Below are 13,922 nucleotides of genomic sequence, written 5' to 3'. Positions count from 1 at the left end.
ATGATGGCTATACTGAGGGTTTTACTCAAAAACACTATCTATATATCTAGTCTAGTGAGAAAAAACTATAACGTTATAGATATATAGTGTTTGGAACTTAAAAAGTGCCTAAGTCCTGGTAAAGTTAAGTTTGAAATTAATTATAGTGAAGTATTTTTGTTATGGCTAAAGGATTAGAACGCAGGAAATTTTTAATTTATAGTTCTGCTGCTCTAGGTACGAGTATTTTTCTCAAAGCTTGTGGTGGTGCTAATAACACTAACACTACATCTGGGGCTGACACAATTAAAGTGGGTATTCTCCATTCCCTCAGTGGCACAATGGCAATTAGCGAAACTACGGTAGTTGAAGCGGAAAAGTTAGCTATTGAGGAAATAAATGCTGCTGGTGGTGTATTAGGTAAGCAAATAGAAGCAATTGTAGAAGATGGTGCTTCTGACTGGCCTACTTTTGCTGAAAAGGCTAATAAACTTATTGACCAAGACCAGGTAGTTACTGTTTTTGGTTGTTGGACTTCTGCTTCTCGGAAGTCTGTTTTGCCTGTTTTTGAATCTAAGAATCATATGCTTTGGTATCCGGTGCAATATGAGGGTCAAGAATGCTCGAAAAATATTTTTTACACGGGTGCTGCTCCTAATCAACAAATTGAACCTGCTGTAGATTGGTTGTTAGAAAATAAGGGAAAGGAATTTTTCTTAGTTGGTTCTGATTATGTTTTTCCTCGTACTGCAAATACGATTATTAAGGAGCAGTTAAAAGCTAAAGGTGGTACTACTGTTGGTGAAGATTATTTACCTTTAGGAAATACGGAAGTTACTCCGATTATTACTAAGATTAAACAGGCTTTACCTAATGGTGGAGTGATTTTTAATAGTCTTAATGGTGATAGTAATGTTGCCTTTTTTAAACAGTTGAAAGGTGCTGGTCTGACTCCGGAACAATATCCAGTTATGTCGGTGAGTATTGCTGAGGAAGAAGTTAGACAAATTGGTAAGGAGTTTCTTATAGGTCATTATGCTGCTTGGAATTATTTCCAAACTGTTGAGACAGAAGCTAATAAAAAATGGGTGGCAGATTTTAAGGCAAAATATGGTGCAGACCGAGTAACAAATGACCCGATGGAAGCTGCTTATATTATGGTTTATCTTTGGAAACAAGCAGTGGAAAAAGCTGGTACTACTGATAATTTAGATGCGGTAAGGATGGCAGCTATCGGACAAACTTTTGATGCTCCTGAAGGTTTGGTTACTATGAATGCTAATCATCATATTTCTAAAACTGTGAGAATAGGTCAAGTTCGTGATGATGGTTTATTTAATATAGTTTGGTCTACTGAAGGAGCTATTAAACCTATACCTTGGAATCAATTTGTTCCAGCAACTAAGGGGTTTGCTTGTGACTGGAGTGACCCTAATAAAGGTGGTAAATACAAGATATAATAAGTCTTTGGCTATAAGTCAGAAATTAGAGTAGAATTTTGTACGAGTGGTGGATAAATATGTAGGTTTAATGTTTCTACAAAATATCTAATTTTGTGTGCTGTAATTAGTTGGTCTAAATAGCTCACTAATTACAGCGCTTTCTCGGATGGTAAAGTTGAGTTTAATATTAATTATTTACTTTATTCCCTGCTCTTTGTTAAGTGTTAGCCAAAAAATTAATAATTAATAATTAACTATTACCTTTCCTGAAAATTGATATGATTGACTAAAATAATTTTCTCTCTTTGTAGGGCGACAGATAGTGGCGCAGCTAAGAAGAGGTGTTCAACTTTAATTATTCGCGAAAAATCCTAAAAACTTCTACTTTCTCAACTTGAAAATTCCTTTAATTCTAATTGATGACTATTAAATTTATTCTTCCTTCTTCTTTCTTTCTGATTCTGGAATAATTATCATAACGGAAGAAAATAAAAGCTGGAAATTTCTGATTAGAAGTGGCTCGGTTTCATCTGTTTAATCCGAGAAATGACCTATCTATATCATTATTTGCCTTGATTTATTGTTGTCTTTTTCCTATTTATAATTCTGGAGTAATTATCAAAAAAAACGGAAAAAAAGGAAAGCTGGAAATTTCTGATTAGAAGTGGCTCCGTTTGATCCGATAACTGACTAATATCTTGTCATTATTTACCTGATTTTATTTTCCCTTCTTCCCTCTTATCTCTTCCTTCTTCCTTCTTCCTTCTTCCCTCTTCCTTACCTTAATTAAAATGCAAGAATTATTAATCGCCATATTTAACGGTATAAGTATTGGTTCAGTCTTACTAATTGTCGCTCTAGGATTAGCCATTATTTTTGGACTAATGGGAGTAATTAACTTAGCTCATGGTGAATTAATGATGTTAGGTGCTTATACTACTTTCGTAGTTCAAAATATTTGTAATAGCATAGGTGAACCTATTTCTAATATTTATATTTTTTTCGCCATTCCTATTGCCTTTATAGTCGTAGCGATCGCTGGTTTAATTTTAGAAAAAGGGGTGATACGTTTTCTCTATGGCAGACCTTTAGAAACTCTATTAGCAACTTGGGGAGTTAGTCTGATTTTGCGTCAATTTGTCCGCAGTGTAAATGGAGTCTTAATTATTGGCATAACAGTTTTTTGTCTGTTTTATTTTGGCAGTCTTTACTTCCTCAAAAAACGTCGCTATGATTGGGAAAAAATTAAAAATTTAGCAATAGCAATTATTTGTTTCCTGTCTTTAGCGATCGCTACTACTTTGGGATTTTTATTGACAAGTCCTGGATTAACCAAACCTTGGTTTAGTTCTAGAAATGTTGATGTTACTGCTCCTGTTTGGTTACAAGGTGGATTACCTATTGGTGAGTTTCAATTACCCTATTCTCGGATTTTTATCATTATATTAACTGCTATAAGTTTGCTAGGTATTTACTTATTTTTGAATAAATCAAATTGGGGTTTAAGAATTAAAGCTGTCACTCAAAATAGAAGCATGAGTGCTTGTTTGGGTATTCCAACAGACCGGGTTGATGCTATTACATTCTCTTTGGGTTCGGGGTTAGCTGGAATTGCTGGTTGCGCAATTACTTTATTAGGTTCAGTCGGTCCAAATACAGGGCAAAATTATATAGTAGATGCTTTTATGGTAGTAGTCGTTGGTGGAGTAGGTAATTTATTTGGTACTGTTATTGCTGCTATGGGAATTGGCATTACAAATTATTTAATTGGTTCAGGAACTATAGCTTTAATTTTGGGAAATATAGAAAGTCTAAAATTTTTGACTGACTTCTTCAATTTTTTGGCAACTACCAGCATGGCAAAAGTAACAGTATTTGCTTTAATTATTGTCTTTTTACAAGTTAAACCAGCAGGACTATTTCCACAAAAAGGTCGAATGGATAATTGATAATTGATAAAGAAGCTAATGGTAAGCATTCAGCAGTCAGCTAACAGCTAGCCTCTTTCAGAGGAGCTGCCTCTTTCAGAGGAGCTTCGCTAACGCTAACGTTAACAGCTTTTGAGATACATCTATAATTTCCTGCCACAAATTATATGGTTTAATAACTCAGATTTATGGTTGAAAATTGGCGTTGCTTAAATGTAATGATAATTAGACATCTACTCCACCCATAGGGAGTAGGCAGTAGGCAGCTTTGCTGTAGGCGTAAAGAATTGATAATTTCTTTGGGATATAGATATTGATTTTTGATTCTTGGAGATGTCTATTAGCTGAAGGTCAAATTGAAAAACTGATGTTTTGTGCCCAAAGTTAATCTCAAAATCATTACCACTCAGCAACGCCTGAAAATTTAGTAGAAGTTAAAAAAACGCTGGCTTCATTCATTTTTATTGCTAGGAGCTGACTGCTAACTGCTAATAGCTGAATGCTTACCTCAAAACTATGGAACTTTATTGATAACTTAATAGATAATAATTGATATTATTTTTGATTGTTGAAAAGGTCTAATCTAAAGGAGGATGCCAACCAACAGCTACCCAAAGTTTTCTAGCAGCAACTCTACCGGATTATTAGTTCTTAAAGCTGTAACTGTAGCTCGACTAACAGCAGTTATACCTTCAATTTTTGTCCCGTAAGAACTCCATTAAAAATGATGAGACCATTCTTGTTGACGTGGATTAAATTTAGATGAGAGATGGGAGGTGGGGGGGATGGGGAGATCGAGACACCTAGAAACAAAAATCTATTGCACAGTTTTAGGCGTTGGTAATTGGTAAGATGATTTTCTACTAGGGGTGATACCATCACTTACTCTGGTTAGATATTTAGAGGTATCAGAAACAGATTACTCTTAAAGTTTCATCTCTTGATTTACCAACGCCGTTTTAGCTGTGTCAGTCTACTACTGAACTTATCAATTAAGTATGATATTCCCTGTGATACTCTCAATATAAAAAAGAAACGTTAGTTATAATAAAAAAACTTATGAGACAATGTAGACAAATACAACAACTTCTCAGTACCTTCAGGGCAGTCGTCTCCCGCTTGATCATTTTTGTGGTGGTAGTTTGTAACCTGCTGATGATATTTACCTCCTCCCCTACCCCAATGGCAACAGCCTCGCCAGGAGATAGTGTAATGTTAGCGCAAACTTTACAACCTTCAGAAGCCAGCAAAAAAACAGATGAGGCAATTATTCAAGATGTGGATGGTACAACACTTATACGCGAATATATCAGTAAGGCTAGGAAAGGAAGTATTTCTTCTGTCTTCACTATCTTCTTTTTGACTCTTGGGCCACTCAAAATTGTACCTATTTTTGTGAGTCTGACTGCTAATGCTGATGATACACTCCGAAAGAAAATGGCATTTCGTGGGTTTTGGATTTCGACCTTAGTTGTGATGTTGATTTCCCTTGTCGGTATAGAAATAGTGGACAAATATGGAATCCCTATTTCTGCTCTAATGATGGCAGCAGGAATTGTGCTGTTTTTAGTCTCACTAGGAATCATAATGACTCAGTATGGCTCGGCTGCTCCCCCTCCATCTTCTCCAGAAAATCCATCCCTTGATTTAGTTGTTACTCCCCTAATTTTTCCTACAATCTTAACCCCCTATGGAATTGCCATAGTTATGCTCATCATGTCCATTCTGAAGAAAGTAATAGGCCATGAAGTTTTGGTTTTGGGATTGTTAATGGTGATTATGGTACTCAACCTATTAAGTATGCTTTATGCCCGTCAAATTCTCAAGGTGTTGAAGCCATCAATTCTCAAAGTTATAGGACTGGTGTTAGGAATGGTTCAGCTTTCTCTAGGTATTACCTGGATATTTACAGCCATTAGAATGGAAGTTTTAGTAATTCGATCGCTTTTGACATCCTAACCAAGAAATAATATCAAATTCAGTAGGGTGCATTAATGAAATGTAACCCACCTTACTAGACTACTGATAATTGATAACTGAAAAGAAGGCGATCGCTCTATGATTCCAAAAGAAAAACCAAAACAAAAAAATCAAGTATTTTTCCAAAAATTATTCCTGGAATACTGACGCATTCGTTCAATAACTTCGGGATATTTATCCATATATTCTAATGATTTTAAAGGTGGATAAACTACTCTATCTTTCCTTTGATTTACTTGATAAATGTAAGCAGAAAAAGCCTCTTCATCATCTTGATTAGATAAAACATAATTTTTAACTCTTGAGAAGTCATAGTTTTAAAATCAGGTTTTTTATTCATTTGCTCCATTCACCATTAGGTTGAATTTGAATCTCAATATCTTCCTCAATTAACATAAATATATTCTTACTATGCTCATCTAATCTTATCAAGTTAATTGGTAAATAAAATTTTGTTACCCAACAAGATAGGATATAACATTGTAAGAGTTGTGCTTGTGTAGGAATAATTTTTCCTCCAAAAACTAAACAAATAACATTAGTTATCAGACAAAGAAAGCGATCGCCACATCTTGTAGCAAACATTTATAACGCTTGGTATTACCTAAATATTCAAATCTTTATCAGGCGAAGATTTTGAATTTTGTGAATATCTCCTTACTCTCATCAGATTTGGTATAAGATGAAACGATCTACTACAAATTTTGCACTAAATTAACTGTATATGTCTACTATTCTCCATATTCCTTATTCCCCAAATATGATCAAAAATCAACATCATAAATTATTAATTAAAATCGGCATAATAACAGCAATAACTTTAATCTTTGCCATCATAATGCCATTAACTTTACCAGGATTTAGACTAAAATTATTAGGGCGTTTTATCTCTCTAGCAATTGTGGCTTTAGGCATAGATTTAATCTGGGGTTATACTGGCTTATTAAGTTTAGGTCATGGCATATTTTTTGCATTAGGAGGTTATGCCTTAGCAATGCACCTCAAACTACAATTGTCAGAAGGAGAATTACCAGAATTTTTCACTCTTTATGGTGTAGAAAAACTTCCCCTATTTTGGCAGCCTTTTCACTCCTTTCCTCTCACAATTTTAGCAATTATAATTTTCCCTGCTATTGTGGCAGCAATTCTCGGTTATCTAGTATTTAAAAATCGAATTAAAGGAGTCTACTTTTCCATCCTTACTCAAGCAGCTTTACTTGTATTTTTTAACTTTTTCAACGGTCAACAAAAATTAATCAACGGTACAAACGGTTTAAAAACAGACACAGAAAAATTTTTCGGTATTTTAGCAGGGTCTGACCAAGCACAATTAATATTTTATGAAGTAACAATTATTAGTCTAATCGCCACTTATTTAATTTGTAGTTGGCTAACCAGTGGTAGATTTGGTCGTCTATTAATTGCCATTAGAGATGATGAAACTAGAGTAAGATTTTCTGGATATAATCCCACCGAATTTAAAGTTTTAGTATTTGCTATTTCTGGTGCCATTGCCGGAATTTCTGGAGCATTATATACAGTTCAAAGTGGTATTGTTACCCCTAGTTATATGGAAGTAGCTTTTTCAATTGAAATGGTTATTTGGGTTGCCGTAGGAGGTAGAGGAACTTTAGTCGGTGCAATTATTGGTACATTATTAGTTAATTTCGGACGTACTTTTTTAAGCGAACAATTTCCCCAAATCTGGTTATTTTTTCAAGGTGCGTTATTTTTATTAGTCGTGACAATATTACCTAATGGAATAGTCGGTTGGTGGCAAGAATATGCTTGGCTAAAGTTGCGATCGCTTCTTGAAAGTCAAAAGTCAAAAGTCAAAAGTCAAAAGTAATACAGCTATCTTACCTGTGATAGTCATTTGAAATTCAAAAGTAGTACAGCTATCTTACCTTTGATACCATTTGAAGTTCAAAAGTAGCACAATGAAATCTGCTGTATAATTGATAACTAGATATCTCCAGAAAAGAGGGAGTAGGAAGAAGGGAGAAATAATTGATAATTTCTGTGGGATAATTGATTTTATTTTTTATTGTTGGAGATATCTACTGATAACTGATAACTAATAACTAATAACTAATAACTGATAAAAACCGTGGTAGAAAAAATTTTAGAAATTCAAAATTTAACTGTTAGTTTTGATGGCTTTAAGGCTCTAAATAACCTCAATTTCACTATAAATGTTGGTGAATTGCGAGTTATTATCGGTCCGAATGGAGCTGGAAAGACTACTTTTTTAGATGTAATTACTGGCAAAGTTCAACCAACAATAGGAAAAGTATTATTTAGAGGTGATAATTTAATGAAAATTCCCGAACATAAAATAGCTTGTATGGGAATTGGGCGTAAATTTCAAACACCTAGAGTATATCTAAATTTAACTGTTAGAGAAAATTTAGATTTAGTTATTAATCGCCATAAAGGAGTAATTGCTACTTTATTTCGTAAAGTTCCTTCCGCAGAAATTAGAAGTGTTGCTGGTTTATTGGAAACTATAAATTTAGTTGGAAAAGCAAATATTAAAGCAGCTTTTTTATCTCATGGTGAAAAACAACGTTTAGAAATAGGTATGTTAGTTGCTCAATCTCCCGAACTATTATTAGTAGATGAACCCGTAGCTGGTTTGACTGATGAAGAAACAGAAAATATAGGTTCTCTTTTGTTAAACTTGGCTGCCAGTCATTCAATTATTGTGATTGAACATGACATGGAATTTGTGCGTCAAATAGCCAAAAAAGTAACTGTTTTACATCAAGGTTCTGTACTTTGTGAAGGAACTATGGATGAGGTGCAGAATGATGCAAGAGTTATCGAAGTTTATTTAGGAGCTGTTGAAAAAATCTGAAGGCAACAAGCAACAGGAATTTTTACCAAACATTGTATCGCGCTTGGTTTTACTGAAAACTTGAAATGTTTAAAGTCAGGTATATCTATAAGGTCGCCTTGCTTTTGAAGGATTAAACTTAGTATCCACAAATTGCACCGGAGAATGAGTTTCTATCCACAAAGTTGCCCCGCAGGATAGAGGATTGTAAGGCTGATATACTATACGGCACTCACCATGAATTTCCATTTGATAACCCAAATCATTACGCTCTCCTGCTTTCATAGTGATTACTGGTACCAGTTGTTCAGGAGTCATCAGAGGATCGTTTTTGATTCTCTTACCATTAGCTTTAATTTTCCTTTGATTTACATGAATCCTCGTTGGTGCTTGTCGTAGCCCCTTACACCAAACACCTTGAGGACCTCTTTTTCCTGGTATAACAACAGGCATTCTATTATATAGAGGAATCTGCCAGAATCCTTTACGCTTGTAAGCCCCTTTGATTCTACCTTGAGCAAGAAGTACTCTCACTCGTTGACAACAAATACCCAACAAAAAAGCTGCTTCTCTAGTTCCAATGATAGTCATTTTTACTCTAGCACTATAGTTTTTACTTTATTAAAATAGAAAATCAAAAAACATCAAAAAATTATGAATTTTAATCTACCCAATCAAGCTGGACAAAATCAAATTGATTATACCACCTTACAAGTATCTAATATAAATGTATTTTATGGAGAAAGTCATATTTTGCGCGATGTTGATTTAACCGTAAAACCTGGAGAAATGGTATGTTTAATCGGTAGAAATGGAGTGGGCAAAACAACATTACTCAAAACAGTAATGGGACTACTCAGGCCACGGACAGGAAAAATTAATTTATGGGGTAAAGCGATCGCCACTCTCCGACCAGACCAACGCGCTCGTCTAGGTATTGGTTATGTACCCCAAGGTAGAGAAATTATACCTAGGTTAACAGTCAAAGAAAATTTATTGCTTGGTTTAGAAGCAAGAAAAGAAGATAGAAAAGGAAAAAATGAAATACTCGAAGAAATATTTGAATTATTTCCTGTTCTAAAAACAATGTTATCTAGGATGGGAGGAAATTTGAGTGGTGGTCAACAACAACAATTAGCGATCGCTCGTGCATTGATGAGTCAGCCTAATTTACTTTTGTTAGATGAACCGACTGAGGGTATTCAACCTTCTATTATTTTAGAGATAGAAACAGCGGTGAGAAATATTATTCAAAGTAGAGGTATTTCTGTTTTATTAGTAGAACAACATCTCCATTTTGTGCGTAAAGCAGACCGATATTATGCAATGCAAAAAGGAGGAATTGTGGCATCAGGAAATACTACAGATTTAAGTCAAGAAGTAATCCAAAAATTTTTAGCAGTTTAATATCAAATTTGTTTACTTGGTGAGTCATATAATTTCTACTCTCAGTAGGGGTTGACTAAATATTCTTGATTTGCTAATATTTGTTCACATAAAGTCTTATATGTCAATATAGAATTATGAGTTATGTTCCACCCCAGAAAGCCGTAGAAATACTTGGCTTGCATCCTAGTACTGAATAGTATTAGTTATAATATAGATAGTTATTAACCTTTGATTTTTAATCTTTGATTACTTTAACTTACCAGTACAAACTTAAACCAAGCAAACAACAAGAAACTGAAATAAACCAGATTCTTGATGTTTGTAGAACTGTGTATAATTATGCTCTGAGAGAGCGTAAAGATTGGTTAAGTTCAAGGAAAGTAGCAATTAATAGTTGCTCAATCCTAACTGAATATATTATCCCTGCTGATGCACCTTATCCTAATTACAATCATCAAGCTAAAAACCTAACAATAGCGAAGAAAATTCATCCTAGATTAAAATCAGTTAATGCTCAAGTTTTACAACAAACTTTAAAAACTTTAGACCGAGCATTTTATGAGATGAAATCTCTTGGTAAAGGCTTCCCTAGATTTAAGAAAAAGTTGAGAAGCTTTGTCTTTCCAGCAATGCTGAAAAACTGTCTAGGTAATAGTAGAGTTAAACTGCCTCAGCTAGGGTGGATTAAAATTAAACAAAGTAGGCCATATCCAGAAAGTTTTCAAGCTAAACAAGCTAGGATAGTTAGAAAAGCTACTGGTTATTATTTGATGATTACCTTTTCTTCATCAGAGTCAGTTCCAGATAATCCCGTAGGCAATAAGTCATTAGGTATTGATGCCGGAATCGAAAGTTTTGTTGCTACTTCAACAGGAAAGTTAATCAAATCTCCTAAGTTTTTGTTAGGTCAACTGCGCGAGCTTAAATTGCTGCAAAGAAGACTTAAGAAAAAAAAGAAGGGGTCAAATAATTGGTTAAAACTTCAGAACACAATAGCTAAGTTACATGAAAAAATAGCTGATGCTAGACGAGATTGGCATTTCAAACTAGCCCATCAAATTTGCGATTTAACAGATAATATTTTTGTTGAAGATATTAACTTCAAATCTTGGTCTAAAGGTATTGTGAGAAAAAAATCTTTAGATTCTGGTATCGGTCAATTTATTAATGAAATATTGCCTTATATTTGCTGGAAAAGAGGTAAGTATTACGCCAAAGTAGACAAAAATTATACTTCTCAAGAATGTCCTAAATGTGGTCATATAGGGAAGAAAAAACTTTCTGATAGAAAGCATAATTGCAGCCATTGTAATTATCAAGAAAATCGCGATGTAGCTGCAGCAAAAATAATTAAGAATAGAGGATTGATAGCGGTAGGGCATACCGTTAAAGAAAAAGCTTGTGGAAACGGTCTGACAGGGGTACAACTCAACTTGTTTGATTTGTTATCTAGTTAAGAGTTCTTGAAGCAAGAATCACCTGTTATAATCTCTGATTTAACGGGCGAGTGTCAACACAAATATTATATATATATAGATTTGGAGAGGAGTCTAGATGACTAGAATCCATTCATCCGATGCCACTCCTGAACGTAGTTGGCAACAAAATATAGAAAATCAATTCCATAATGCTAGACTTTCATCTAGCTTACTTAAATCTTTGACGGCAACTATTTTGCTAACCCTAACTGTTGGATGTATTCCCACTCAACATTTTCAGAGCAAAATATCTCCTACCTCAGAGAAAAATCTTATATCAGTTAATAACTGTGATTTAACTTCCGCCAAAGAAAATAACTCAAAAATTTCTCTAGTCTCTCAAAATGCCAATGCTACTCAATGTGCTTCTGTAGACCCGTTTAGTCAAGCAGTTAGGTTTGCCACAAAAGCCTCACAGTTAGCTCAGTCCGCGAGAACTAAACAACAGTGGGATAAGGTTGCCCAAGAATGGGTACAGGCAGTTGCTTGGATGCAAGCTGTACCACCAGGAAACCCTAGACGTGCTTTTGCTGAGAAAAAAGTTGCTGAGTATATGAGAAACTTAGCTTACTCTCAAAAACAAGCAGCTTCTGCACGTTCTCAGTATAATCCTGTTTCCTTCAATAGTGATATTCTCGACACTCAGTTAGAACTTTATCTGTCTTTCGTTGCTACTGTCGGTCCGCCAGATGTTTTAATTGTGGGTAGTTCCCGTGCTTTATATGGGGTCGATCCGCAACAACTACAACAATATTTAGTAGCTAAAGGCTATCGTCCGTTAAACATATTTAACTTTAGCATTAATGGGGCAACTGCTAGAGTAGTAGACTTTCAACTGCGTCAACTTTTGAGCAATAATCAACTGCCAAAATTAATTATTTGGGCGGATGGAGTACGAGCTTTTAATAGTGGACGAGTAGATCGAACTTATAATTCAATTGTTGCTTCTGAGGGAAAAAGAAAATTACTTTCTGGTGTTCGTCCTCAGTTACCTCGCGCTCAGTCTAATTTTGCTTCTACCTGTTATCAGTTTCCCAAACCTTATAATGTATTTGCACCTCCATACTCTCCTTTTGAGATATCGCGAGGAGAAGCAATGGAAGTTAGTTATAGCGAACAGACAACAGCGGTGGGACTCCGCGTCGGTGACAGAAGCAAGCAGTGGGAGCCAGGTAAGGAAACCTTGCTATGGGAACTTGCAGCAACAGAGGGAACGCATACCAACAGAGGAAATACCGGAGTAGGAAATAATTCTAATATTCTTTATCCTGACTATTTTAAGACTACCCAATATTCTTATAAACCCCTATCGCAAAACTCCTCAAACTTAACATCTTATCCTCAATATTCTACTCAACCTGTACAAACAGTAGCGATCGCCGATGTTGCCAATGCTATTGATGCTAATGGGTTTCTACCAATGGATGGGCGATTTAATCCTTCCTATTATTATCAGCGACGACCTTATGTAGCAGGGCTTTATGATGGCGACTATGCTGGTTTTTATCTTGGGGGTACTCAGGCTACAGCTTTAACTTCCGTTGTTAATTTTACTAAATCTCGCAATATTCCTTTAGTCTTTGTTAATTTACCTCTTTCTGATAGTTATTTAGATTCTGTGCGTTGGTCTGCGGAAGAAGACTTTCATCAGTGGATGCAGAGTCGAGCAAGAGAAAATAGTTTTACATTCCTAAATTTCAATTTATATCAGCCTCAACTCGCCAAAAATGAATATTTCTTTGACCCCAGTCATCTAAATCGTTATGGTGCTGCTGCTGTAGCTCGTTATATTGCTGCTAGTACTAGAATTTATTGGCCACGTTGAAGTAGGTCGTAGGTTGTAGGGATATTCGGCGTTGGTAATTTGAGGTATGATATCATGTCTGGATAAGATCGCGATAGAACTCCGTGACCTTTACGCGACCAAAAAACTTTCTCCTTTTACTCGGGGTTTCTTCTTCTTTCTTCCCTCCTGACTCGGTCCTCCTGACTCCCCCTCTTGGGAGGGGCGCGCGGGTGGGTTGACTCCTAAAGAATTAAGATTAATATCATACACGCGCTTTACCAACGCCGGATATTCTATGGAATGTCCCTACTATGAAGAAGGTGATAGGTTTTAGGCTTTATCTGGACCTATTCCACTATTTTTAACAAGCTTATTTGTTTAAGTAAAATGTTCTTGAAAAGCTTAATTTTTCATTTTTAACTCTCAAAATATTTAGGTTTTTTAGCAAAAATCCTATTAGTGGGATAGGTTCATCAAGTCTGGATAATTCAACCATACATGATATTAGGTTTTATATCATGTTCTCCCTTCGGGGGAGCTACGTTTACGGTAGAAAAGTTAAATTAAACTTGTAGTTGGGTTTGAGCAATAAGATACAGCAGATTGCTGGTATATGAGATACAAATATTAATGATAAAGTCTTTGTAGTGCGCGCATCTTGCCCGCTACGGGTGTATCTCACTGATACGAAACACACTGTAAGTATTTAAAGGGCTAAAGCCCAACTACAAACATAATATTAGGGATGTTCTATGGAATTTCTTTTTACTTGAAATAATTTTTAGTATACTATAGCACTACGCAAATAGGTTAGGACATTGATAAATCCTCAAACGAGCGTCAGGGATTACTTCTGATCTCAAATCCGTTTAATTCGGTATAAAAAAATGTTTCATCTTCAACCATTACCAAATATTTCTCGATCTCCCCATCTCCCCATCCCCAAATAATTACACCGATGCTACCGGATTTGATAAGTAGCTAGGCAGAATTAAATAGAAAACGTTCTGTGGTATGTTGGTCTTGTTGAGCGCGAGCTTCTACACCCTCTATAACAGCCATCGCCAAATCATATTCATCTTCAAAAATCCGACCAGCTAG

The 13,922-nt window shown here is 35.3% G+C and carries 11 protein-coding genes and 1 pseudogene; 8 read left to right on the top strand and 4 right to left on the bottom strand.

The window, feature by feature from the left end:
* The first annotated feature begins 161 nt into the window (after nucleotides 1-161).
* The 3 genes from urtA to F6K06_RS27515 all read left to right on the top strand — a co-directional run bounded on the left by urtA (nucleotide 162) and on the right by F6K06_RS27515 (nucleotide 5,308).
* On the top strand, nucleotides 162-1,439 hold the full coding sequence (urtA, locus tag F6K06_RS27525) for an urea ABC transporter substrate-binding protein (RefSeq protein ID WP_124145669.1): 1,278 nt from the start codon (nucleotides 162-164) through the stop codon (nucleotides 1,437-1,439).
* 773 nt (nucleotides 1,440-2,212) lie between these two features.
* A complete protein-coding gene (locus F6K06_RS27520; protein ID WP_124145670.1) occupies nucleotides 2,213-3,370 on the top strand; it encodes a branched-chain amino acid ABC transporter permease in 1,158 nt (385 codons plus the stop codon).
* Nucleotides 3,371-4,408: 1,038 nt separating this feature from the next.
* Nucleotides 4,409-5,308 (top strand): MarC family protein, encoded by a 900-nt coding sequence (locus F6K06_RS27515; protein WP_287243849.1) that lies wholly within the window; start codon nucleotides 4,409-4,411, stop codon nucleotides 5,306-5,308.
* A 131-nt stretch (nucleotides 5,309-5,439) separates the two neighbouring features.
* Here F6K06_RS27515 and F6K06_RS34655 read toward each other — a convergent pair.
* Both F6K06_RS34655 and F6K06_RS27510 read right to left on the bottom strand, forming a co-directional pair.
* Nucleotides 5,440-5,613, bottom strand: a pseudogene (locus F6K06_RS34655) (hypothetical protein); the annotation flags it as partial.
* Between the two features lie 52 nt (nucleotides 5,614-5,665).
* Nucleotides 5,666-5,914 carry a DUF6888 family protein gene (locus F6K06_RS27510; protein ID WP_124146044.1) on the bottom strand — a complete coding sequence of 83 codons (249 nt, stop codon included), beginning with the start codon at nucleotides 5,912-5,914 and terminating at the stop codon, nucleotides 5,666-5,668.
* Between the two features lie 139 nt (nucleotides 5,915-6,053).
* On the opposite strand from F6K06_RS27510, the gene urtC reads away from it, so the two are divergent.
* Together urtC and urtD are read left to right on the top strand one after the other, a co-directional pair.
* The gene (gene urtC / locus F6K06_RS27505; RefSeq protein ID WP_375339381.1) at nucleotides 6,054-7,178 is read left to right on the top strand and encodes an urea ABC transporter permease subunit UrtC; all 1,125 of its coding nucleotides are present in this window, start codon (nucleotides 6,054-6,056) and stop codon (nucleotides 7,176-7,178) included.
* 261 nt (nucleotides 7,179-7,439) lie between these two features.
* Nucleotides 7,440-8,189: an urea ABC transporter ATP-binding protein UrtD gene (gene urtD / locus F6K06_RS27500; protein WP_287243847.1), complete on the top strand. Its 750-nt coding sequence runs from the start codon at nucleotides 7,440-7,442 to the stop codon at nucleotides 8,187-8,189.
* Between the two features lie 75 nt (nucleotides 8,190-8,264).
* On the opposite strand, the gene F6K06_RS27495 is transcribed toward urtD, so the two are convergent.
* The gene (locus F6K06_RS27495; protein WP_124146042.1) at nucleotides 8,265-8,759 is read right to left on the bottom strand and encodes a hypothetical protein; all 495 of its coding nucleotides are present in this window, start codon (nucleotides 8,757-8,759) and stop codon (nucleotides 8,265-8,267) included.
* A gap of 63 nt (nucleotides 8,760-8,822) precedes the next feature.
* Between F6K06_RS27495 and urtE the strand changes: the two genes are divergently transcribed.
* The 3 genes from urtE to F6K06_RS27480 all read left to right on the top strand — a co-directional run bounded on the left by urtE (nucleotide 8,823) and on the right by F6K06_RS27480 (nucleotide 12,860).
* The gene (gene urtE, locus F6K06_RS27490) at nucleotides 8,823-9,575 is read left to right on the top strand and encodes an urea ABC transporter ATP-binding subunit UrtE (protein WP_124146041.1); all 753 of its coding nucleotides are present in this window, start codon (nucleotides 8,823-8,825) and stop codon (nucleotides 9,573-9,575) included.
* 224 nt (nucleotides 9,576-9,799) lie between these two features.
* Complete coding sequence (locus F6K06_RS27485; protein WP_124146040.1) at nucleotides 9,800-11,014, top strand: RNA-guided endonuclease TnpB family protein; 1,215 nt, start codon at nucleotides 9,800-9,802, stop codon at nucleotides 11,012-11,014.
* Between the two features lie 97 nt (nucleotides 11,015-11,111).
* The gene (locus F6K06_RS27480; RefSeq protein WP_287243844.1) at nucleotides 11,112-12,860 is read left to right on the top strand and encodes a hypothetical protein; all 1,749 of its coding nucleotides are present in this window, start codon (nucleotides 11,112-11,114) and stop codon (nucleotides 12,858-12,860) included.
* Nucleotides 12,861-12,950: 90 nt separating this feature from the next.
* Here F6K06_RS27480 and F6K06_RS27475 read toward each other — a convergent pair whose 3' ends face one another.
* Nucleotides 12,951-13,103, bottom strand: coding sequence for a hypothetical protein (locus F6K06_RS27475; RefSeq protein WP_287288975.1), 153 nt, complete (start codon nucleotides 13,101-13,103; stop codon nucleotides 12,951-12,953).
* Between the last annotated feature and the right edge of the window lie 819 nt (nucleotides 13,104-13,922).

The sequence above is a fragment of the Okeania sp. SIO1H4 genome, assembly GCF_010672695.1.
GTDB classification, from domain to species: Bacteria; Cyanobacteriota; Cyanobacteriia; order Cyanobacteriales; family Microcoleaceae; genus Okeania; species Okeania hirsuta.
The sequence above is the reverse complement of the archived record's forward strand: the minus strand, read 5'-3'. Positions and strand labels throughout refer to the sequence as shown.